Annotated in this window: 19 protein-coding genes and 1 riboswitch; of the genes, 14 read left to right on the forward strand and 5 right to left on the reverse strand. The window is 73.5% G+C overall.

What is annotated here, in order from left to right:
- Position 1: 1 nt before the first annotated feature.
- The 13 genes from coaBC to AC54T1_RS07035 all read left to right on the forward strand — a co-directional run bounded on the left by coaBC (position 2) and on the right by AC54T1_RS07035 (position 13,671).
- On the forward strand, positions 2-1,243 hold the full coding sequence (coaBC, locus tag AC54T1_RS06975) for a bifunctional phosphopantothenoylcysteine decarboxylase/phosphopantothenate--cysteine ligase CoaBC (RefSeq protein WP_496911493.1): 1,242 nt from the start codon (positions 2-4) through the stop codon (positions 1,241-1,243).
- A 52-nt stretch (positions 1,244-1,295) separates the two neighbouring features.
- On the forward strand, positions 1,296-2,489 hold the full coding sequence (gene metK / locus AC54T1_RS06980; protein ID WP_484344520.1) for a methionine adenosyltransferase: 1,194 nt from the start codon (positions 1,296-1,298) through the stop codon (positions 2,487-2,489).
- A gap of 20 nt (positions 2,490-2,509) precedes the next feature.
- Complete coding sequence (locus tag AC54T1_RS06985) at positions 2,510-4,750, forward strand: primosomal protein N' (RefSeq protein ID WP_496911494.1); 2,241 nt, start codon at positions 2,510-2,512, stop codon at positions 4,748-4,750.
- 36 nt (positions 4,751-4,786) lie between these two features.
- Positions 4,787-5,764, forward strand: a complete 978-nt coding sequence (gene fmt, locus AC54T1_RS06990) for a methionyl-tRNA formyltransferase (protein WP_484344518.1) — start codon at positions 4,787-4,789, stop codon at positions 5,762-5,764.
- Positions 5,761-7,260, forward strand: coding sequence for an RsmB/NOP family class I SAM-dependent RNA methyltransferase (locus tag AC54T1_RS06995; RefSeq protein ID WP_496911495.1), 1,500 nt, complete (start codon positions 5,761-5,763; stop codon positions 7,258-7,260). The genes fmt and AC54T1_RS06995 overlap by 4 nt, the downstream gene beginning before the upstream one ends.
- 70 nt (positions 7,261-7,330) lie before the next feature.
- Complete coding sequence (gene rpe, locus AC54T1_RS07000) at positions 7,331-7,993, forward strand: ribulose-phosphate 3-epimerase (RefSeq protein WP_496911496.1); 663 nt, start codon at positions 7,331-7,333, stop codon at positions 7,991-7,993.
- A 70-nt stretch (positions 7,994-8,063) separates the two neighbouring features.
- Positions 8,064-8,187: riboswitch (FMN riboswitch) on the forward strand.
- A gap of 105 nt (positions 8,188-8,292) precedes the next feature.
- Positions 8,293-9,450, forward strand: a complete 1,158-nt coding sequence (gene ribD, locus AC54T1_RS07005) for a bifunctional diaminohydroxyphosphoribosylaminopyrimidine deaminase/5-amino-6-(5-phosphoribosylamino)uracil reductase RibD (RefSeq protein ID WP_496911497.1) — start codon at positions 8,293-8,295, stop codon at positions 9,448-9,450.
- An 8-nt stretch (positions 9,451-9,458) separates the two neighbouring features.
- The gene (locus AC54T1_RS07010; protein WP_496911498.1) at positions 9,459-10,064 is read left to right on the forward strand and encodes a riboflavin synthase; all 606 of its coding nucleotides are present in this window, start codon (positions 9,459-9,461) and stop codon (positions 10,062-10,064) included.
- Positions 10,061-11,440: a GTP cyclohydrolase II gene (gene ribA / locus AC54T1_RS07015; RefSeq protein WP_484344513.1), complete on the forward strand. Its 1,380-nt coding sequence runs from the start codon at positions 10,061-10,063 to the stop codon at positions 11,438-11,440. The genes AC54T1_RS07010 and ribA overlap by 4 nt, the downstream gene beginning before the upstream one ends.
- Positions 11,437-11,913: a 6,7-dimethyl-8-ribityllumazine synthase gene (gene ribH / locus AC54T1_RS07020; protein ID WP_484344512.1), complete on the forward strand. Its 477-nt coding sequence runs from the start codon at positions 11,437-11,439 to the stop codon at positions 11,911-11,913. The genes ribA and ribH overlap by 4 nt, the downstream gene beginning before the upstream one ends.
- A gap of 79 nt (positions 11,914-11,992) precedes the next feature.
- Positions 11,993-12,256, forward strand: coding sequence for a phosphoribosyl-ATP diphosphatase (locus AC54T1_RS07025; protein ID WP_484344511.1), 264 nt, complete (start codon positions 11,993-11,995; stop codon positions 12,254-12,256).
- 47 nt (positions 12,257-12,303) lie between these two features.
- Positions 12,304-13,152 (forward strand): ATP phosphoribosyltransferase, encoded by an 849-nt coding sequence (hisG, locus tag AC54T1_RS07030; RefSeq protein WP_496911499.1) that lies wholly within the window; start codon positions 12,304-12,306, stop codon positions 13,150-13,152.
- Positions 13,153-13,215: 63 nt separating this feature from the next.
- Positions 13,216-13,671, forward strand: a complete 456-nt coding sequence (locus tag AC54T1_RS07035; protein ID WP_484344509.1) for a PH domain-containing protein — start codon at positions 13,216-13,218, stop codon at positions 13,669-13,671.
- 46 nt (positions 13,672-13,717) lie between these two features.
- Here AC54T1_RS07035 and AC54T1_RS07040 read toward each other — a convergent pair whose 3' ends face one another.
- Genes AC54T1_RS07040 through AC54T1_RS07055 form a run of 4 tightly spaced genes read right to left on the reverse strand, consistent with a single transcriptional unit; the run spans position 13,718 to position 17,896 of the window.
- Positions 13,718-14,209, reverse strand: a complete 492-nt coding sequence (locus AC54T1_RS07040) for a ribose-5-phosphate isomerase (protein ID WP_496911500.1) — start codon at positions 14,207-14,209, stop codon at positions 13,718-13,720.
- Complete coding sequence (locus AC54T1_RS07045) at positions 14,206-15,996, reverse strand: dihydroxyacetone kinase family protein (protein ID WP_496911501.1); 1,791 nt, start codon at positions 15,994-15,996, stop codon at positions 14,206-14,208. The genes AC54T1_RS07040 and AC54T1_RS07045 overlap by 4 nt, the downstream gene beginning before the upstream one ends.
- Positions 15,993-16,913, reverse strand: a complete 921-nt coding sequence (locus tag AC54T1_RS07050; RefSeq protein WP_484344506.1) for an NAD(P)-dependent oxidoreductase — start codon at positions 16,911-16,913, stop codon at positions 15,993-15,995. The genes AC54T1_RS07045 and AC54T1_RS07050 overlap by 4 nt, the downstream gene beginning before the upstream one ends.
- On the reverse strand, positions 16,910-17,896 hold the full coding sequence (locus tag AC54T1_RS07055) for a sugar phosphate isomerase/epimerase family protein (RefSeq protein ID WP_496911502.1): 987 nt from the start codon (positions 17,894-17,896) through the stop codon (positions 16,910-16,912). The genes AC54T1_RS07050 and AC54T1_RS07055 overlap by 4 nt, the downstream gene beginning before the upstream one ends.
- Before the next feature lie 361 nt (positions 17,897-18,257).
- On the opposite strand from AC54T1_RS07055, the gene AC54T1_RS07060 reads away from it, so the two are divergent.
- The gene (locus AC54T1_RS07060) at positions 18,258-19,328 is read left to right on the forward strand and encodes a LacI family DNA-binding transcriptional regulator (protein WP_484344504.1); all 1,071 of its coding nucleotides are present in this window, start codon (positions 18,258-18,260) and stop codon (positions 19,326-19,328) included.
- Between the two features lie 64 nt (positions 19,329-19,392).
- Here the strand turns inward: AC54T1_RS07060 and AC54T1_RS07065 are convergent, their stop codons facing one another.
- A complete protein-coding gene (locus AC54T1_RS07065) occupies positions 19,393-21,291 on the reverse strand; it encodes a DEAD/DEAH box helicase (protein WP_496911503.1) in 1,899 nt (632 codons plus the stop codon).
- Positions 21,292-21,453: the final 162 nt, after the last annotated feature.

The raw sequence follows: 21,453 nt of genomic DNA on the forward strand, positions 1-21,453 counted from the left end.
TATGCGCATCGTCCTGGGCGTCAGCGGGGGAGTGGCGGCCTACAAGGCCGTGCTGCTCCTGCGCGCCCTCACCGAGGCCGGGCACAGCGTGCGTGTCGTCCCGACCGACGCTGCCCTGCGGTTCGTCGGTGCGCCGACCTGGGAGGCACTCTCCGGTCAGCCGGTGAGCACGAGCGTCTTCGACGAGGTGCCCCAGGTGCAGCACGTCGCGATCGCACAGGGGGCCGACCTCGTCGTCGTCGCGCCCGCCACCGCTGACCTGCTGGCGCGGATGGCCACCGGACGGTCGGACGACCTGCTCACCGCGACGCTGCTCACCGCCCGCTGTCCCGTGCTCGTCGCGCCAGCGATGCACACGGAGATGTGGCAGCACCCTGCCACCCGGGCGAACGTCGCGACGCTGCGCTCCCGGGGCATCCATGTGCTCGACCCGGCCGTCGGCCGGCTCACCGGCGCGGACTCCGGCCCCGGTCGACTCCCCGAGCCCGCAGAGATCCTCTCCGCCGCGCTGGCACTCGTCGAGCCGTCCGCACCCGCAGCGCCTCAACCGTCCGTCGGCGAGCCACGTCGCGACCTCGAGGGGCGCCACGTCGTCGTCTCCGCGGGCGGGACGCGCGAACCGCTCGACCCGGTGCGCTACCTCGGCAACCGCAGCACAGGGATGCAGGGCCACGCGCTGGCGGCCGCTGCCCGGCGCCGGGGTGCCCAGGTGACGCTCGTCGCCGCGAACACCTCGCTGGCGCCACCTGACGGCATCGACGTCGTGCCCGTGGAGACGACCGCGGAGCTGCGGACCGCGGTGCGCTCCGCCGCACCGACCGCCGACGTGATCATCATGGCCGCGGCGGTCGCCGACTTCCGCCCCGTGGACACCGCCCCGCACAAGATGAAGAAGCGCTCCGACGGCGTCGTCCCGACGATCGAGCTCGTCGCCAACCCGGACGTCCTCGCGGAGCTCGCAGCCGACCGGCTGCGCGCCGGCCAGGTCGTTGTCGGTTTCGCGGCCGAGACCGGTGACGCGGACGGCGACGTGCTCACGCACGCCCGCGCCAAGGCCGTCCGCAAGGGCGCCGACCTGCTCGTCGTCAACGACGTCTCCGGGGGACGCGCGTTCGGCACCCCCGACAACGAGGTGACCATCCTCGGGCCCGACGGCACGGTGCTGGCCTCTGCGGCCGGCACCAAGGACCGTGTCGCCGACGTCGTCCTCGACGCCGTGGTGGACGTGCTCCGGGGGCAGTGAGCCACTGTGGACGCCCCACCGGGCGACCCTGACGAGACCGTATCCTTGGCTCATGACTGACTCCCTGCGCCTCTTCACGTCCGAGTCCGTGACGGAGGGGCATCCGGACAAGGTCTGCGACCAGATCTCCGACGCGATCCTCGATGCGCTCCTCGAGCAGGACCCGACGTCCCGTGTCGCCGTCGAGACCCTCGTGACGACCGGCCTCGTGCACGTCGCCGGCGAGGTGTCCACGGAGGCGTACGTCGAGATCCCCGCGATCGTGCGCCAGGTCGTCAAGCAGATCGGCTACACCTCGTCCGCCATCGGGTTCGACGGCGACTCCTGCGGGGTCTCCGTGTCCATCGGCCAGCAGTCGCCGGACATCGCGCAGGGCGTCGACAAAGCGCTCGAGCAGCGGATCGACGCGAACGACCACGACCCGCTCGACACGCAGGGCGCCGGGGACCAGGGTCTGATGTTCGGGTACGCCACGGACGAGACGGCCACGCTCCTGCCGCTGCCCATCTACGCCGCGCACCGCCTCGCCGAGCGCCTCGCCGCGGTCCGCAAGCAGGGGATCATCCCGGGGCTGCGTCCGGACGGCAAGACGCAGGTGACGATCGCGTATGACGGCGACCGTGCCGTCCGGCTCGACACGGTCGTGCTGTCGACGCAGCACGACCCAGGGGTGCTGCAGGACGATCTCGCCGCTGCGGTGGCGGAGCTCGTCGTCGCCCCCGTGCTCAGCGAGCTCGACCTCGACAGCGCCGGGCACCGGCTCATCGTCAACCCCACCGGAACGTTCGTCGTCGGCGGCCCGAAGGGCGACGCAGGGCTCACGGGGCGCAAGATCATCGTCGACACCTACGGTGGCATGGCCCGCCACGGCGGAGGAGCGTTCTCCGGCAAGGACCCCTCCAAGGTGGACCGGTCGGCGGCCTACGCGATGCGCTGGGTCGCGAAGAACGTCGTCGCCGCCGGCCTCGCGCGCCGCTGCGAGGTCCAGGTCGCGTACGCGATCGGGAAGGCGCAACCGGTGGGTCTCTATGTGGAGACCTTCGGCACCGAGAGCGTGCCGCTCGAACGGATCACCGCGGCGATCCGCGAGGTGTTCGACCTGCGACCCGGCGCGATCGTCCGGGACCTCGACCTCCTCCGCCCGATCTATGAGCAGACGGCCGCCTACGGACACTTCGGTCGTGAGCTGCCCGACTTCACCTGGGAGCGCACCGACCGCGTCGCGGACCTGCAGGCCGCGATCTGACGACCGGCGCCACCTCCGCGATGACACCTGATCCCGGCGAGCAGCTCACCCTGCCCGGGATGGGCGCGGGGTCGACGGCGCGCGGCACGACCACCCCGCGGAGCGAGACGGGGGTGCCGCTCGCGACGCACCTGCCCATCGCCCGCGTGTGCGTCGACGTCTCCCCGCCCCACCTCGACCGGTTGTTCGACTACACCGTCCCGCAAGCGCTGTCCGAGACCGCGCTGCCGGGCGTGCGCGTCAAGGTGCGGTTCGGACCGCGCGACGTGGACGGGTACATCATCGAGCGCGCCGACCGGACGACGCACGAGGGCGGTCTCGTGGCGTTGCGCCGCGTCGTCTCGCCCGAGGTCGTGCTCTCTCCCGAGATCGCCGCGCTGAGCCGCCGGGTCGCCGACTACTACGCGGGATCGCTCACGGACGTGCTGCGTCTGGCCGTCCCCCCGCGTCTGGCACGGGTCGAAGGGGAGGTGCCCTCCGTCCCTGCTTCGGCCCCCGCGCGTCCCGCCGGCCCGGCTGGTGGCCGCGAGAGCGGCGCGATGGTGGCTGACGTCGGGGTGACCGGTGACGCGGCCCCGGGCCGTGGCGCGTCGGCATGGTCGGACATCCGTGGGGGAGAGGCGTTCCTCTCCCGCCTGGCCGCCGGCGACTGCCCGCGCGCCGTGTGGAGCGCCCTGCCGGGCGTGGGACCCGTCGCCGGGTGGCCGGCCGCACTGGCCGAGGTCGCGCGGACGGTGGCCGAAGGTGGCCGCGGCGTCGTCGTCGTGCTGCCTGATGCCCGTGACGTGGACCGGCTCGCCGCCGCCCTCGTCGAGGCTGGCGTGGCGGAGCTGGCCGGACCCACCCGGGAGTCGGCGCCGGACGTGGCGTTCGTCCGGCTCAGCGCCGACCTGGGGCCGACCCCTCGGTACCGCAGCTTCCTCGCCGCGCTGTGGGGTGAGGCATCGATCGTCATCGGCACCCGTGCGGCGGCCTTCGCACCGGTGCACCGCCTCGGTCTCGTCGTGTGCTGGGACGACATCGACCCGATGCACCAGGAGCGCCGGGCTCCGTACCCGCACGTGCGCGAGGTGCTCGCCCTGCGGGCCGAGCAGACGGGGTGCGCCGTGCTCGTGGGGTCGTTGAGCCGCTCGATCCACGCGCAGGCGCTCGTCGTGAGCGGCTGGGCACGCGAGCTCGTGGCGGAGCGGGCCGTCGTGCGAGCCCGCACGCCGCGCGTCGAGCCATTGACATCGGTCGATGTCGCCCGGGAGGGTCCCGCGGGGGCTGCGCGGCTTCCCGGGGCCGCATGGAAGGCCATCTCCACCGGGCTTACCCGCGGCCCCGTGCTCGTCCAGGTTCCCCGGGGCGGGTACCTCCCGGTCGTCGCGTGCGTGCGGTGCCGGACGGCAGCGCGGTGCGCGGTGTGCTCCGGGCCGCTCGCACTCTCGGGCGCGCACGCCGTGCCCCAGTGCTCCTGGTGCGGCGCCCTGGCGGGCGGGTGGCGGTGCCCCGAGTGCTCGGCGACGGGCCTGCGCTCGGTGCGGGTGGGCAGCGACCGGACGGCCGAGGAGCTGGGACGGGCGTTCCCCGGCGTCCCCGTGCGGGTCTCCGGGGCGCGCTCAGCGGCGGGAGTGATCGCCCAGGTCCCCGACACTCCGGCCCTCGTCGTCGCGACACCGGGCGCGGAGCCGGTCGCAGCGGCGGGCTACGCGGTGGGAGTGCTTCTCGACGCCGCGGTGTCCACGAGTCACGTCGGCCTCTACACCGACCAGGAGGCACTGCACCGGTGGCTGGCCGCCGGCGCGCTCGTGCGGCCCTCGACCGCCGGTGGCCGTCTCCTCCTCGTCGGTGACGCCGCCCCCACACCCACGAACGCCCTCGTCCGATGGGACCCGGCGGGTCTCGCCCAGCGGGAGCTCGACGAGCGCGTCGAGCTCCAGATGCCGCCCGCCGTGCGGATCGCGTCCGTCACCGGTGACCGCCACGCGGTCGCCCTCTTCCTCTCCCGGGTGACCCTCCCGGAGGGCGGTTCCGTCCTCGGACCCGTCGAGCTGCCCGAGACATCCGACCGCCGGGGCGCGCCGGGACCCGGCCAGACCCGCCGCGCGACCGAGCGCACCGGCGGTGCGCTCGAGGCCCCGGTCCGGGCGATCGTCCGCGTCCCCGTCGCGCGGGGACGGGACCTGGCGCGCGCGATGTCAGGTGCGCTGGCCGTCGCCAGCGCGCGGCGCGAAGCCGGTCTCGTCTCGGTCATGCTCGACCCCAAGGAGATGCTCTGACCGGGGGGCCCGTGCTCCGGCTCGTAGAATGGCCTCATGCGTCTGCTCTTCGCCGGGACCCCGGCCGTGGCTGTCCCAGCCCTCGAGGCCCTCATCGACTCCCGGCACGAGGTCGTCGCGGTGCTCACCCGGGCGGACGCCCGCGCCGGGCGGGGCCGCCAGCTGGCCCCGAGCCCGGTCCGGGTCCGGGCCGAGGAGGCGGGGATCCCCGTCCTCACCGACCGTCCACGCTCTGAGGGCTTCGTCGAGCTCCTCACCTCGCTCGATGTCGACTGTGCCCCGGTGGTCGCGTACGGCGAGATCCTGCCAGCCGACGTCCTGGGGATCCCCGAGCACGGGTGGATCAACCTCCACTTCTCCGTGCTGCCCGCGTGGCGGGGCGCTGCGCCGGTGCAGCGGGCCGTCATCGCCGGCGACGAGGTCACCGGCGCGAGTACGTTCCGGATCGAGGAGGGGCTCGACACCGGGCCCGTCCTCGGCACCGCCACGGAGACGATCCGACCCCGCGACACGGCCGGGGACCTCCTCGACCGGCTCTCCCGCACGGGTGCCGGGCTCCTCGTCGCGACCCTCGACGCTCTCGAGGACGGAGCGCTCGTCGCCGTCCCGCAGCCGGCCGATGGCGTGAGCCTCGCGGCGAAGCTCTCCCCGCAGGACGCACGCGTGACGTGGACCCATCCGGCGCACGCCGTCGACCGTCTCGTGCGCGGCTGCACCCCCGAGCCCGGTGCGTGGACGACCCTCCCGGACGGCTCCCGGTTGGGCATCGGGCCCGTGCGGCTCCTGGACGACCGCTCCGCGCCCCGATCGTCGGACGGCGCTCCTCAGGAGCTCTCGCTCGCACCCGGTGAGGTGCACGCGACGAAGCGCCAGGTCCTCGTCGGCACCGCGACCGTCCCGGTCGAGCTCGGCGAGGTGACGCCCGCCGGGAAGAGGCCGATGCCCGCGAGCGACTGGGCGCGTGGTGCGCGCATCGAGCCCGGGTTCCGCCTCGGTCAGGAGGTGTCCGCATGAGCGGCGCCGAGGGCCGGCGTGACGCCCGGGGGCGCGAGCGGGGAGCCGCGCGATCCCGCGGCGACGCTGACCGCACGGCCCTTGCGCCGGGAGACCGGCGCAAGGGGACCGACCCCGCACGGACGGTCGCGTTCGACGTCCTGCGCCAGGTGGCCGACTCCGACGCGTACGCGAACCTCGTCCTGCCGCCGATGCTGCGATCCCGGGGGATGAGCGGGCGCGACGCCGCGTTCGCGACCGAGCTCACCTACGGGACGCTGCGGATGCGCGGACGGTACGACGCGATCCTCGCCGAGTGCGTCGACCGCCCGCTCGAGAAGATCGACCCGCCGGTGCTCGACGTCCTGCGGCTCGGGGCGCACCAGGTCCTCGGCATGCGGGTGGCGGCGCACGCCGCCGTCTCCGAGACCGTCGGTCTCGCTCGCGCGCGGGTCGGCGCCGGGAGCGCGCAGCTCGTCAACGCCGTGCTGCGCAAGGTGGCCCGCACCGAGCTCGAGGACTGGCTCGAGATCATCGAGAGCCGCGAGTCCGACGAGATCAGCCGGATGTCTGTCGTCGACAGCCACCCGAGGTGGATCACGCGGGCGTTGCGCGACTCCCTCGTCGCCTCCGGGCGCCCGGCAGAAGAGCTCGGGTCGTTGCTCGAGGCCGACAACGCCTCACCCCGGGTGACCCTCGTCGCCCGGCCCGGACTCATCTCCGCGGAAGAGCTCGGCGCCCGCACCGAGTCGGTCCCGGGCCGGTACGCGCCGACGGCCGTCGTGCTCCAGGGTTCCGACCCGGGAGCGATCGCGGCGGTCCGCGACGGCGCCGCCGGGGTCCAGGACGAAGGCAGCCAGCTCGTCACGCTCGCCTTCGTCGACGCACCCGTCGAGGGACCGGACGAGCGGTGGCTCGACATGTGCGCCGGGCCCGGGGGCAAGGCCGCGCTGCTCGCCTCGATCGCGGGGACCCGCGGCGCGCGGATCGTCGCGAACGAGGTGCAACCGCACCGCGCGGACCTCGTGGAGCGTGCCCTCGCCGCGGTGCCCGCCGACGCGGTGGAACGGGTGCAGGTGTGGGACGGACGGGACATCGGTACCCAGGAGCCCGCCTCCTACGACCGCGTGCTCGTCGACGCGCCGTGCACCGGGCTCGGCGCGCTCCGGCGTCGCCCGGAGTCGCGGTGGCGCCGCACTCCCGGCGACGTGCCGGTCCTCGCCCAGCTGCAGCGCGAGCTCCTCGCCTCCGCGCTCGAGGCGGTGCGGCCCGGGGGCGTCGTCGCCTACGTGACGTGCTCGCCGCACCTCGCGGAGACCCGGTCCGTGGTCACCGACGTCCTGCGCGGCCTGCCGGCCGGCTCCGTGGAGGTCCTCGACGCGCGCGACCTCGTCACGGGCATCGCCGGTGCCGACATGCCCCTCGCCGACCGCCAGGACGTCCAGCTGTGGCCGCACCTGCACGGCACGGACGCGATGCACCTCACGCTGGTGCGCCGCCTCGCGCCGCCCGCCTGACCGGGCGGTCGCCGGCCGGCCCGCCCCGAGCCGGCCGGTGCGTCGGTCCCGGCACACCTAGGCTGGGGCCATGGACCCTCTCATCTCGCCGAGCATCCTGTCCGCCGACTACACCAACCTCGAGCGCGACCTGGGCCGGATCTCCGGCGCCGACTGGGCCCACGTGGACGTCATGGACAACCACTTCGTCCCGAACCTCACCATCGGTCTGCCCGTCGTGCAACGGATCGTCGAGGTCTGCCCGCTCCCCGTCGACGTCCACCTCATGATCGCGGACCCGGACCGCTGGGGTCCCGGGTACGCCGAGGCCGGCGCGCAGTCCGTCACCTTCCACGCGGAAGCCGCCTCTGCTCCCGTGCGGTTGGCCCGCGAGCTCCGCCGGCTGGGTGCTCGTGCCGGCCTCGCCCTGCGGCCGGCGACGCCGCTCGAGCCGTTCGTCGACCTCCTCGCCGAGATCGACATGCTCCTTGTCATGACCGTCGAGCCCGGGTTCGGTGGTCAGTCCTTCATCGAGGGCACGCTGCCGAAGATCCAGCGGGCACGCCGGGCTATCGGCGAAGCGGACCTCGACGTGTGGGTGCAGGTGGACGGCGGGATCTCCCGTTCGACGATCGCGCGCGCCGCAGAGGCCGGGGCGAACGTCTTCGTCGCCGGCTCGGCCGTCTACGGCGCGCAGGACATCCCGTCGGAGATCGACGCGCTGCGGGACCTGGCGCGCGCCCACATCCACTGACGTGACGTGCGCCACTGTCGTGGCGCTCCCGCCCCCGCGCGACCCCGTGGCATAGTGGGACCGATTACTACACGTGCTCTGGGGTCGGTGAAAATCCGAGCCGGCGGTCATAGTCCGCGACCCACGCCTCGGCGTGGTTGACCTGGTGGAACTCCAGGACCGACGGTCAAAGTCCGGATGGGAAGAGTCTCGTGGCGTACCTGGCTGTCCGTGCCGGGCACGCGGGTGATGTGTCAGCGCTGCGCTGACCCGTCGTCGACCCTCACCCCGGAGCGCTGAGCCCGGGACGGAGGACGCGCATGGACCAGACGCAGCTGAGCGACCGCGCGCAGCAGCGCTGTCTCACCGTCGACGGTGCGATGTCCCGGGCCCTGGAGCTCGCAGCGCGCGGCCCGGCCCACGGGCCCAACCCCCGCGTGGGGTGCGTCCTGCTTGCCCCGCTGCTCGGGGACGACGGCACCGCCCGCGACGACGACACCATCGCGCCGCCGGATCTTCCGGCCGACCTGGCGCGCACCGTCCTCGCCGAGGGATGGCACCGCGGAGCCGGCACCCCCCACGCCGAGGCCGACGCGCTCGCCCGCGCTGCCGCCGCTGGGATCTCCGTCCGGGGCGCCACCGCTGTCGTCACCCTCGAGCCGTGCAACCACACGGGACGCACGGGTCCGTGCTCGCACGAGCTCGCCACTGCTGGCGTCGCTGAGGTCGTGCACGCCGTCGGCGACCCGAACCCCGCCGCGACCGGCGGCGCCGAGTACCTGCGTTCGCACGGCGTCGTCGTGCAGCACGGTCTGCGCGAGGACGAGGGGGAGGAGCTGCTGCGCGTCTGGCTCACCGCCGTCCGGCGTGGGACGCCCTACGTCACCCTCAAGACGGCCACGACCCTCGACGGGTGCGTCGCGGCGGCGGACGGCACGAGCCGGTGGATCACGGGGGAGGCCGCACGCCTGCACGCGCACGCCGTGCGCGCCGAGGTCGACGCCATCGCCGTCGGGACCGGCACCGCTGTCGTCGACGACCCGTCGCTCACCGCCCGCGCGTCCGACGGATCGCTCGCCGCCCACCAGCCGCTGCGCGTCGTCGTGGGACACCGCGACCTGCCGGCGGGGGCCCGGCTGACGGGGCCCGGCGGGGAGCTCGTCCACATCCGCACGCACGACGTCACGCAGGTGCTCGCGGTGCTCGCGGAGCGCGAGGTCCGGCACCTCCTCGTCGAGGGCGGCCCCAGCCTGGCCGCGGCCTTCCTCGCCGCCGACGCCGTCGACGAGATCCACTCCTACGTCGCGCCCGCGTTCCTCGGCTCCGGGCGACGCGCCGTCGCCGACACCGGCGCTCGGTCCATCCACGATGCCCACCGGTTCCGCACGACCGACGTGCAGCGGCTCGGGGACGACGTGCTCGTCGTCGCCCGCCGTGCCCGCAGCGCGGACCGCGCCGTACCGAACCCCGAACAGTGAGGATCACCATGTTCACCGGAATCATCGAAGAGCTCGGGACCGTCGCGGACATCCGCACCCCGGACGCCACGCACGGCGACGCCGTGCTCACCGTCCGCGGTCCGCTCGTGACCTCCGACGCCGCCCTCGGCGACTCGATCGCGGTGAACGGCGTGTGTCTCACGGTCACCTCGCTGCCGCAGGACGGCACCTTCACCGCGGACGTCATGCCGGAGTCGCTGAGCCGGACCGCGCTCGGTGCGCTGTCAGCGGGTGACGCGGTCAACCTCGAGCGTGCGGTCCGCGCCGACGCGCGCCTCGGCGGACACATCGTCCAGGGTCACGTCGACGGGGTCGGCACGCTCCGCAGCCGGACGCCGGGGGAACGCTGGGACGACCTCGTCTTCGAGGCACCGCCGACGATCACCCGGTACATCGCCGAGAAGGGCTCCGTGACGATCAGCGGCGTGTCCCTCACCGTGACGACCGTGTCCGACGACGCCTTCGGCGTCTCGCTCATCCCCACGACCCTCGCGGCGACCACCCTCGGCGCCCTCGCACCGGGTGCCCCCGTGAACCTCGAGGTCGATGTCATCGCCAAGTACGTAGAACGACTCCTGGGAGCCCGCTCATGACCACCGCGCACAACGACACCGCCGGCCGTTCCGAGGTCCACCTCGGCACCGTCGAGGAGGCGCTCGACGCGCTGCGGGCGGGCCGTCCCGTGCTCGTCGCGGACTCGCCCGACCGGGAGAACGAGGCAGACGTCGTCTTCGCCGCCTCCAACGTCTCGACCGACTGGGTGGCGTGGACGATCCGCCACTCCTCGGGCTACCTCTGCGCGCCGATGCCGGGCCCGCGCGCGGACGCCCTCGAGCTGCCGCTCATGGTTCCGCACAGCCAGGACCCGCGGCGCACCGCCTACACGGTGACCGTCGACGCCGCGACGGGCGTGACGACGGGCATCTCCGCGGCCGACCGCACCCGGACGCTCGGCGTGCTCGCCGACCCGGCCTCCGGGCCTGTCGATCTCATCCGGCCCGGTCACGTGCTGCCGTTGCGCGCTGTCGCCGGGGGAGTGCTGCACCGTGCCGGGCACACCGAGGCCGCGGTCGACCTCGTTCGGCTCGCAGGGCTCGGCGAGGTCGCGGGGATCGCGGAGCTCGTCAACGACGACGGCACGATGATGCGGATGCAGCAGACGGGGGTGCTCGCGGAGCGCGAGGGCCTCGTGCTGCTCACCATCGCGGACCTCATCACGTGGCGCCGGGAGCACGACCCCGTCGTGGCGTCCGAGGACGCGGCCCCGGAGCCGGCGCGCGTCCAGCCGACCGCCGTCGCCGAGCTGCCCACGGCTCACGGGACCTTCACCATCCACGGCTACCGCGACGTGCGGACCGGGGCGGAGCACGTCGCGCTCGTGCCGCGCGAGGTGGGTACGACCGCGCGGGGGGCCGAGTCGCTGCCCGTCGTGCGGGTGCACTCCGAGTGCCTCACCGGGGACGCCTTCGGGTCGCTGCGCTGCGACTGCGGTCCTCAGCTGCAGGCGTCGCTCGCGACCGTCGCGGCCGAGGGGGGCGCGGTCGTGTACCTCCGGGGGCACGAGGGCCGGGGGATCGGCCTGCTCGCGAAGATCGGCGCGTACGAGCTCCAGGACGCGGGCCTGGACACCGTGCAGGCGAACCTCGAGCTCGGGTGGCCGGTCGATCGCCGGGAGTACGGCGCCGCGGCAGCGATCCTCGCCGACCTCGGCCTCGAGCGCATCCGGCTGCTGACGAACAACCCCGCGAAGTCGACGGGCCTCATGGCCAGCGGCATCGACGTCGTGAGCACGGTGCCCATCGAGGTGGGTCACACGCCCGAGAACCACCAGTACCTCGTGACGAAGAAGGTCTCGATGGGTCACCGCCTCGAGACGGTCGTCGTCGAGCCGCCCATCCCGACCGTGACCACGGACGTGACCACCGACGGGGCCACCACCACCACCGACACCCAGGAGGACCCGCGATGAGCGGAGCAGGAGCACCCACGATCGCCGTCGACGGCTCAGGCCTGCGGGTGGTCGTCATCGCCGCGCAGTGGCACACGGTCATCATGGACGGACTGCTCGGTGGCGCGCGCCGCGCCCTGGCTGCCGCGAACGTCACGGACGTCACGGAGATCCGCGTGCCCGGCTCGTTCGAGCTGCCCGTCGCGGCTCAGGTGGCCGCGACGACCGCCGGAGTGGACGCCGTCGTGGCGCTCGGCGTCGTCGTGCGCGGTGGGACGCCGCACTTCGAGTTCGTCTGCCAGGCCGCGACGATGGGCCTCACGGAGGTCGCTGTCCGCACGGGCGTCCCGGTCGGGTTCGGTGTCCTCACCGTCGACGAGGAGCACCAGGCGATCGACCGCGCCGGGCTCGAGGGATCGCGCGAGGACAAGGGAGCCGAGGCCGTCGAGGCCGCGATCGCGACGGTCCTCGCGCTGCGCGGGCTCCGCGCATGAGGAGCGTCCGCACGGTGCGACCGGTCGTCGCCGTGGTCAGGCGTGCCGTCGGACCTGCGTCGGCGACTAGGCTTGCCCGGTGAAGACGTTCGAGGAGTTGTTCGCAGAGCTCACCGCCAAGTCCGTGGAGCGCCCCGCCGGGTCCGGCACCGTCGCCCAGCTCGACGCCGGCGTCCATGCCATCGGCAAGAAGATCGTCGAGGAGGCGGCCGAGGTCTGGATGGCCGCCGAGTTCCAGAGCGACGCGGAGGCTGCCGAAGAGATCTCGCAGCTCCTGTACCACCTGCAGGTCCTCATGGTCGCCAAGGGCATCAGCCTCGAGGACGTCTACTCCTACCTCTGACGCGGTGCCGTCGGGCGCCCACACTCATCACTGATCGCGAGGATCCTGTGCTCCGCATTGCCGTCCCCAACAAGGGCTCACTGTCCGAACCGGCGTCCGAGATGCTGCGTGAGGCGGGCTACCGTCAGCGCCGTGACACACGCGAGCTCGTTCTCGCCGACCCGGAGAACGACGTCGAGTTCTTCTTCCTGCGCCCCCGTGACGTCGCCGTCTACGTCGGTGCCGGGACGGTCGACGCGGGGATCACCGGCCGGGACCTCATGCTCGACTCCGGGGCGGCCGCCGAGGAGCACCTGCCGCTCGGGTTCGCCCGGTCCACGTTCCGCTTCGCGGCGCCGACGGGATCGATCACCGAGGTCGCGCAGATCGACGGTCGTCGGGTCGCCACGTCCTACTCGGTCCTCGTGGGCTCCTACCTCGCCGAGCAGGGTGTGACCCCCGCGGCGATCGTGCACCTCGACGGCGCGGTGGAGAGCTCCGTGAAGCTCGGGGTCGCGGAGGTCATCGCGGACGTCGTCGAGACCGGGACCACGCTCAAGGCCGCGGGCCTCGAGATCTTCGGCGCACCGATCCTCGAGTCCGAGGCGGTGCTCATCCGCCGCCGCGACGCCGACGTCCCCGCCGGTCTGGAGACCCTCACGCGGCGCCTCCAGGGCGTGCTCACCGCGCGCTCGTACGTGCTCATGGACTACGACGTGCCCGTCGAGCTCGTCGACGCCGCGGTCGCGATCACGCCCGGCCTCGAGTCCCCGACCGTCTCTCCGCTGCACGACCGCGACTGGGCCGCCGTCCGCGCCATGGTCCGGCGTGCGGACACGAACAAGGTCATGGACGCCCTCTATGACGTGGGAGCCCGCGCGATCCTCGTCACGTCGATCCACGCCTGCCGCATCTGACACTCCAACCGCCACGAGGAGAGGGCGAGCCGGGATGACCTCGCGAGCGAGGGGCGCCCACGCGTGAGCGTCGAGCACCTGTACGAGCCCTTCCGGCCGCGCTTCGTGCGCGTCGTGGGCCTCGCCGTCCTCGCACTCGCGGTGTGCGGGCTGGCGGTCCTGCTCTGGGTCGCCCCCGGGGACGACGTCGGCTACACGCGCGGCACCGTCGTGAGCATGGTGCTCTTCGTCGCCGTCGTGGGCACGATCCTGTGGCGCCTCGCGACCGTGCGTGCCGACGTCGACACGACGGGGATCCGGGTGCGCAACCCGGTGCGGGCGCGCACGTTGGCCTGGCCGCAGATCCTCGGCGTCGTCTTCGGGGAGGGCGATCCGTGGGTGCTGCTCGAGCTCGCGGACGGCAGCACGTGCGCGGTCATGGCCGTCCAGCGTGCCGACGGGGCGCGGGCGTCCCGGGAGGCGGAGCGGCTCGCGACCCTCGTCGCCGCGCACGGCGAGGGACGCGAACCTGTCCGCTGAGCACCCGGCGACGAGGCGCCGCCGGGTGCTCAGCGTGAACCGACGGTCAGCAGGCGCCCGTGGACCCGGAGTCGAGGGCCCCGGTCTCGTACTCGCCGATCGCGGCGACCTTGGCGGCTGACGCGGACGCCGTGTCGAAGCGGTACCCGACCCACTCCTTCACGAGGCGCAACGCGAGCTCGGTGCCGATGACACGCTGGCCGAGGCACAGCACCTGCGCGTCGTTGGAGAGCACCGCGCGCTCGACGGAATAGCTGTCGTGCGCGGTCACCGCGCGGACGCCGGGGACCTTGTTCGCGGCGATCGCGACGCCCAGGCCCGTGCCGCACACGAGCAGCGCGCGGTCGGCGTCACCGGCGGCGACCTGCCGTGCCGCGGAGACGGCGACGTGCGGGTACGCCGTCTCCTCGTCCGCCTGCACGCCGACGTCCGCCACGACCTCGACGCGGTCGTCGTTCTCCAGGGCGGCCTTGATGAGGTCCTTGAGGGTGAGGCCGGCGTCGTCACTGCCGACGACGATCCGGAGCTTGTCGGTCATGCGTCCTCCTGGGGGGTGGTGGATCGGGGGTCGCTGCCCGACGTGCTCGTCACCGCGGTCGCGATGAGGGCCAACGAGACGGCACCGGGGTCGGGGTGGCCGACGCTCTGCTCTGCGAGCGGGCGGGCCCGACCGAGCCGGGGACGCAGCGCAGCGGTGGCCTCCGCGGCCTGTGTGGCACGCGCAGCGGCATCCGACCACGTGGAGCTGACGTCGACACCCCGTGCGCCGGTCGCGCTGGCGACGAGCGCCTCGTGGAACGGTCCGAGGGCGTCGAGCATCGTCTTGTCGCCGGGCTCCGCCTTGCCGAGCGTGCGCATCGCGTCGATCGCCGCACCCACCGCGTCGGCGAGGACACCGGCTGCGTCGGTGTCCCACCGTCTCCACGTCGCGGCGTCGTCGGGGACGACGGCTGCCGCGGCCTCGAGCATGGCGCCCCACAGGACGCCGGACGTGCCACCCGCGCGGCTCGACCATGCCTGTCCGGCGCGGGTGAGCATCTCCCCGGGGGCACCGCCCGCCTCGACGACCTCGCGTGCGGCGGCGAGCGCAGCGGAGCTGCCCCGCACCATCCCGCGGCCGTGGTCACCGTCGCCGGCGAAGGAGTCCAGCCGACCGAGCGTCGTCTCGGCGTCCGCCAGCGCGGTCACGGCGCGGTCCATCCCCGCGAGGAGGGCGACGGCGTGCGCGCGGCCGTCCTCGCTGGCGGGCACGACGGCGGCGGCTGGCGGCGCGGCTGCGGCCACTGCGTCCGCCTCGTCCCGCACAGGTCCGCGTCCGGCGACGTCCGTCACCCGGCCCTTGCGGTACGCGGGTGCCGCGGCGGGTGCCGTCCACAGCTGCTCGAGCTCGTCGTCGAGCCACATGAGCGTGAGGGAGCAGCCCGCCATGTCGAGGCTCGTCACGAGCTCGCCGACGTCGGGCGCGACGATCGTCACGCCCGCCTCGCGCAGCAGCGGCGCGACGGTGGACCAGACGACGAACAGCTCCTCGTACTTCGTGCGACCGAGTCCGTTGAGCACGACGGCGGCGCGCGCGGGGCCGGGCTCCGGCGCCTCGGCGAGCACGCGCTCGACGAGCACCGCGGCCAGCTCCGCCGCGGTCGGCATGGGGCTCTCGCCGATGCCGGGCTCGCCGTGGATGCCGACACCGAGGCCCATCGAGCCCTCCGCGACGGTGAACAGGGGCTCGTCGGCCCCGGGCAACGTGCACCCGTCGAAGGCGACGCCGAGCGTGCGGGTGCGCGCGTTCGCGTGCTGGGCCGCCCGCTCGACCTCGTCGAGGTCGTACCCGGCCTCCGCGGCGGCCGCGGCCACCTTGAAGACCGTGAGGTCGCCGGCGATCCCGCGGCGCTTGTCCTCCTGGCCGGCCGGTGCGCTGGCGATGTCGTCGGTGACGACGAGGTAGCGCGCGTCGATGCCCTCGCCGGTGAGGCGTCGCTGCGCGAGGCCGAAGTTCATGACGTCCCCGGCGTAGTTGCCGGTGAGCATGAGCACGCCGGCGTCGGACGCGGCACTGCGGGCGACCGAGGCGGCGTCGTCGGCCGACGGTGACGTGAAGATGTTGCCCACGACGGCGCCGTCGGCGAACCCGGGTCCGACGAGCCCGCTGAACGCGGGGTAGTGCCCCGAGCCTCCACCGACGACGACGGCGACCTTGCCCGACGGGGTGGCGGTTGCCCGGACGACGCCGCCGGGGACGAGCGTGACGACGTCCGAGTAGGCGTCGGCGAACCCGCGCAGCGCCTCGTCCGCGAACTGCGCCGGGTCGTTCGACAGGACGCTCATGACCGGCCCTCCGTGGTCGCGGTGGGGTCCACCGCGACCGGGGCGGACAGCGTGGTCGCGATGATGGAGTCGTCGGACGCCGCGAGCCCGCGTGCCTCGCCGAGCAGGTAGAGCTGTTCGGCGGCGGACGCGACCGGGGTGGCCACGTGCGCCTCCCGGGCGAGGCGCGCGACGATGCCCATGTCCTTGGAGATGACGTCGAGGCGGGAGCGGAGCTCCGGCCGCTGGCCGGTGAGCTGCTGCGCGATGCGCGGACCGCGGTCGGCGAGCATGAACGACGCAGCGGCCCCCTTGCCGAGCACCTCGATCGTCGCGTCGAGGTCGAGCCCCAGGGCGTGCGCGAGGGCGAGCGCCTCCGCCGCGGCAGCGGTGTGGATGCCGCACAGCAGCTGGTTGACGGTCTTGAGCATCTGTCCGTCGCCCACCCGGGCGCCGGCGACCGTGAGGGTCGACGCGAGCGACCCGAGCACCGCGCGGGCGCGGTCCACGGCCTCGTCGGGCGCGCCGACCATGATGAGCAGGTCTCCCTGTCCGGCGCGGACGGGGCCACCGCTGACGGGCGCGTCCACGAGGTGCACCCCGCCCACGGCCAGGCGGGCCTCGGCGGCGCGAGCGGCGTCGACGCCGACCGTCGAGGTGAGCACGACGACGGCGCCGGCAGGCAGCGTCTGCGCTGCACCGGCGTCGCCGAACAGGGCCTGCTCGAGCTGGGCGGCGTCCCGGACCCCGATGAGGACGACGTCGGCGTCGCTGCAGGCCTGCGCCGGGGAGTCGGCGGGGCTCACGCCCGCCGCCTGCGCGAGCCGCAGGCGCTCGGCGCTGATGTCGAACGCGACGACGTCGTACGTGCGGGCGAGGTGCGTGGCCATGGGCAGGCCCATCGCACCGAGGCCGAGGACCGCGACGCGGGCGCTCATCGGGCACCTCCGGCGAACGTGACCTGCTCGCCCGCGCGGCTGGACCGGGCGACCTCACCGGTGGCGACGGCGAGGATCTTGCGCAGGTAGGTGCGGTTCTCGGCCATGACGGACAGGCCGTCGCCGCCGTAGTGCTCGACACAGAAGGCCCCGGAGAACCCGACGTCGAGCGCCGTCTTGATCGCCTGCCGGTAGTTCATCGATCCCGCGTACATCGGGGCCGGGACGGCGACGACCGCGCCCGACGGGTCGGTGTCGCGGTGGTAGTTCTTCACGTGCCAGTAGTTCGAGACGGGCAGGCAGGCCTCGACCGCTGCGGCGAAGCCCTCGATGTCGCGGTGCAGACGGAACAGGTTGCCGAGGTCGGGGTTGAGGCCGACGGACGGGTGCGCGATGTCGTTGACGAGGCGTACCGCTGACTGCGCGGAGCCCAGGAGCGTGTCCTCGTACATCTCGAGGGACAGCGCGACGCCGGCGTCGGCGGCGTGCTCGCCGAGCTCACGCAGACGGGTCACCGCGAGCTGCCAGGTCTCGGCGGAGTCGTCGTCGCGCGGCCCGTCGATCGTCCAGAACCACAGCACCTCACGCTGGGCAGCGGTGAGCGGTCGGTGCAGGCCGACGCTCACGACGGAGCAGCCGAGCTCGGCTGCGGCATCGATCGTGCGGTGCGAGTAGGCGAGGTTGTCGTCGCCGGTCTCGGGGTCGATGACGCTGCGGCGGATCGCTGAGACCGCTTCGGGGCGCAGGCCCGTGTGGCGCAGCACGTCGGCCAGCTCGGTGAGCCGAGAGGGCTCCAGGTCACCGACGCGGACCCAGGAGTCCGTCACGTCGACCTCGGTGAATCCCTCGAACGCGACCTCCGCGAGGTGGTCGTGCCAGGTGTCGGCGGTGGCGTCCTGCGCGGACGGGAACGGCAGCATCGCGGCCGCGATGGGCCACTCGGCGCTGGGGAAGGCGGGGTCGAGGTCGCTGATGGTGATCACTCCGGTGGTCGCGTGCGGGGGTGGTGCTGAGTCTGTCGGGCAGGCGGGGATTCGGCGCGGGCTGCGGTCAGTGGAGACGAGGGCCCACCTCGGTGGGGTCTGCGCGGCGGCGTCCGGGGACTCGACGACTGCTCATGCGGCTCCCGGTGTCGACGTTGACGGATGGAGGCGGCGGCCAGGAGCCCGTCGTCGGGCCGGTGTCGAATCTGTTTCGACTCATGGCGTCGTCCGGCTTTGAGACTAGGCGCCCGGGTGCGGCGGGTCAACTACGCGAAAGGGCGTAGCCTGCACCGTGGCACTCGTAGACTGTGCCTGAAAATGTTTCGATACTTCCTCGCCCGCCGGAGAGACGAGTCCTCGCATGACGCAGCGCACCTCTCGCCCCACGCTCGACGCCGTGGCCCGGGCCGCCGGGGTCTCCAAGGCGACCGCCTCCAAGGTCCTCAACGGGCGCCGCGACGTCGCAGCCGCCACCCGCGAGCGGGTTCTGGTCGCCATCGCTGAGCTCGACTACGCGCCGACCACCGGCAGCCGCGTCGCGCAGCACCGGCGGTCCGTCTCGGTCGTCTTCTCGGCCGTCGTCGACCCGTACGCGGCGCAGGTGCTGTCGGGTCTGCTGAGCGCCGGAGCGGAACAGGACGTGGACATCGTCGTCACCCACGTTCCCGGAGCGCGCGGCACGGACGTGAGCGGCGAGACCGGGATCGGGGAGCTGCGCCCCGAATGGTTCCGGTCGCTGGCACGTCAGGGGCACGTGGGCGTCATCGGGGTGACCACCGCGCTGACCCGCGCGCAGGTGCAGGCGTGCGCGGACGCGGGCCTCCAGCTCGTCGTCATCGACCCGGTGAGCACCGGGTCGGAGTCGACCGAGGGGATCATCAGCGTCAGCGCGACCAACTGGGCCGGGGGCATGCAGGCGACCGAGCACCTGCTCGAGCTCGGGCACCGCCGGATCGGCTTCGCCGGCGGGCGGCCCGAGTCGCGCCCCGGCGGGCACCGGCTGCACGGGCACATGGCGGCGTTGACGACGTGGGGTCAGGACGTGGACCGCGCGCTCGTCCGCCACGAGGGGTTCAGCTACGAGGACGGACGAGCCATGGGTGAGGCCCTGCTCGACCTGCCCGAGCCGCCGACAGCCATCGTCACGGGCTCGGACACGTCCGCGCTCGGAGTCATGGAGGCAGCGCACAAACGCGGGATGCGCCTGCCGGAGGACCTGAGCATCGTCGGCTTCGACGACACACCGCTCGCGGTGTGGACCTTCCCGCAGCTGACGACGGTGCGCCAGCCCATGCGGGAGATGGGCCGCCAGGCGGTGCAGACCTTGCTGAACATCGCTGACGGCACGCGTCCGGAGACCCACCACTTCGAGCTCGCCACGACGCTCGTCGTCCGGGCGTCGACGGCACACGCACGACGCCCGGCCAGGTGATCCCGGCCGGGCGGCGTGCGTGGTCTACCGACGAGCGTCGGGTCGTGCGTCGAGCTCTCGGTGCTCAGTACGCGGCGTGCGTGCGCGGCTTGCGGTCGTCACGGCGCGTCGAGGGCGCGCTGTTCCGCGGGCCCGAGAAGGACGAGCTGGGTCCGGAGTCCCGGCCGCCGGCGCGCGGGGCGCGGGAGACGGGCCCACCCTCGTCGACGGTGATCCGCAGCGCCTTGCCGGCGACACGTGCCCGAGAGATGCGGTCCATCGTGGCGGTGTCGAGCGGGGCGGCGATGTCGACGAGCGAGAAGCTCGGGAAGATGTCGATCTTGCCGAGGTCCTTCCCGGCGAGGCCGCCCTCGTTCGTCAGCGCGCCGACGATCCCGCTCGGCTGGGCGCCGTGCGTGTGGCCCACCGCGAGGCGGTACCGCGTCCCGGCGACGTCGCGACGAGCGCCCCGCGGTGCGCGCGAGTCGTTGTCGCGGCGGGGACCGCGGTCACGGTCGTTGCCCCGCTCCATGTCCCGCTTGCGGGTGTCGCGGGCCTCGGCGCGCTGCGCCTCGAAGAGCTCCTCCTCGGCACGTGCCTTGGGGCCGTCGTCACCGACGGACAGGGCCGCGAGCACGGCGGCGAGCTCCATCGGGTCCGTGCCGTTGGCCTCGACGAACTCGCGGACGAGGTCGCGGTACATCGACAGACGGCCGGCCTCGAGGCGCTCGGTCACCTTGCTCAGTGCGCCGCGGACCTTGTAGGCGGAGACGTCGGCGGGGGAGGGGATCTCGATCTCGACGAGCTGCTGACGGATCGTCCGCTCGATCGACTTGAGACGACCACGCTCGCTCGGCGTGACGAAGGACAGTGCGACGCCGGTGCGCCCGGCGCGGCCGGTGCGGCCGATGCGGTGCACGTACGCCTCGGGCTCGCCCGGGATGTCGAAGTTCACGACGAGCCCGAGGCGGTCGACGTCGAGACCACGCGCAGCGACGTCCGTCGCGACGAGGACGTCGAGCGAACCAGCACGCAGGCGCTCGACGATCTTCTCGCGGTCCTTCTGTGCCACGTCACCAGAGATCGTCGCGGCGGAGATCCCGCGCTCGATGAGCGCGCTGCCCACCTCTTCCGCTGCGCCACGGGTGCGGCAGAAGACGATCGCAGCGTCGGCGTCGGACGTCGCCAGCACGCGGACGAGCGACCCGATCTTGTGACGGAACGGCACGACGGCGAACTGCTGCGTGACGGCCGTGACGGTGGAGGACTGACGCGAGACGGCGATCTCGATCGGCTGACGCAGGTGGTGCTGGGCGACGCGGCGGATCTGGGGCGGCATGGTCGCCGAGAACAGGGCGACCTGGCGCTCGACCGGCGCCGCGCCGAAGACCTTCTCGACGTCCTCGGCGAAGCCCATCCGCAGCATCTCGTCCGCCTCGTCGAGGACGAGGAAGCGGATGCCCTCGAGCTTGAGGGTGCCGCGCTCGAGGTGGTCGATGACGCGACCGGGCGTTCCGACGACGACCTGCGCACCGCGCTGGAGGGAACGGACCTGGGTCTGGTAGGGCGCGCCGCCGTAGACGGGGACGACCTCGAGGCCGGGGAGGTGCTTGGCGAACGACTCGATCGCCTCGGCCACCTGCATCGCGAGCTCACGCGTCGGCGCGAGGACGAGTGCCTGCGTCTGACGGAGGTTCGGGTCGATGGCGGCGAGCATCGGGAGGCCGAAGGCTGCCGTCTTGCCGGTACCGGTCTGGGCGACACCGGTGATGTCGTTGCCGGCGAGGAGGGCCGGGATGGCCTGCTCCTGGATGAGCGACGGCGTGGTGAACCCGAGGTCGAGAACGGCCTGGAGGAGCGGGGCCGGAAGGCCGAGGTCCGCGAACGTCACCGCGGGAGCAAGCTCCGGGGTGGCCACGGGTGCGGCGGTCTCGACGGGCGTGCTGAGGGCGTGCGTGGGCACAGAGATGTCCGAAGACGTCATGAAGAAGCCAACCATTCAGTGGTGTTGGTGGAGCGGTGGTCGACCCTCGTGCTGGGTCGATCCGGCGTCGCTATCCCGAAAACACACACTGGGCCGCTGGCGGCCACTGACACACGTACACGCGGGACTTGCGACAAACTCCGTGGAGTTGTGCAAGCCTAG

It is taken from the genome of Sanguibacter sp. Z41_6, from assembly GCF_059621145.1.

Coding starts and splice junctions, on each gene's coding strand:
- ribA (WP_484344513.1), top strand. CDS start 10,061: ATGACCACCGCGCACAACGACACCGCCGGCCGTTCCGAGGTCCACCTC.
- AC54T1_RS07050 (WP_484344506.1), bottom strand. CDS start 16,913: ATGAGCGCCCGCGTCGCGGTCCTCGGCCTCGGTGCGATGGGCCTGCCC.
- ribH (WP_484344512.1), top strand. CDS start 11,437: ATGAGCGGAGCAGGAGCACCCACGATCGCCGTCGACGGCTCAGGCCTG.
- AC54T1_RS06985 (WP_496911494.1), top strand. CDS start 2,510: ATGACACCTGATCCCGGCGAGCAGCTCACCCTGCCCGGGATGGGCGCG.
- AC54T1_RS07045 (WP_496911501.1), bottom strand. CDS start 15,996: ATGAGCGTCCTGTCGAACGACCCGGCGCAGTTCGCGGACGAGGCGCTG.
- AC54T1_RS06995 (WP_496911495.1), top strand. CDS start 5,761: ATGAGCGGCGCCGAGGGCCGGCGTGACGCCCGGGGGCGCGAGCGGGGA.
- AC54T1_RS07040 (WP_496911500.1), bottom strand. CDS start 14,209: ATGACCGACAAGCTCCGGATCGTCGTCGGCAGTGACGACGCCGGCCTC.
- metK (WP_484344520.1), top strand. CDS start 1,296: ATGACTGACTCCCTGCGCCTCTTCACGTCCGAGTCCGTGACGGAGGGG.
- AC54T1_RS07065 (WP_496911503.1), bottom strand. CDS start 21,291: ATGACGTCTTCGGACATCTCTGTGCCCACGCACGCCCTCAGCACGCCC.
- ribD (WP_496911497.1), top strand. CDS start 8,293: ATGGACCAGACGCAGCTGAGCGACCGCGCGCAGCAGCGCTGTCTCACC.
- AC54T1_RS07010 (WP_496911498.1), top strand. CDS start 9,459: ATGTTCACCGGAATCATCGAAGAGCTCGGGACCGTCGCGGACATCCGC.
- AC54T1_RS07060 (WP_484344504.1), top strand. CDS start 18,258: ATGACGCAGCGCACCTCTCGCCCCACGCTCGACGCCGTGGCCCGGGCC.
- fmt (WP_484344518.1), top strand. CDS start 4,787: ATGCGTCTGCTCTTCGCCGGGACCCCGGCCGTGGCTGTCCCAGCCCTC.
- rpe (WP_496911496.1), top strand. CDS start 7,331: ATGGACCCTCTCATCTCGCCGAGCATCCTGTCCGCCGACTACACCAAC.
- coaBC (WP_496911493.1), top strand. CDS start 2: ATGCGCATCGTCCTGGGCGTCAGCGGGGGAGTGGCGGCCTACAAGGCC.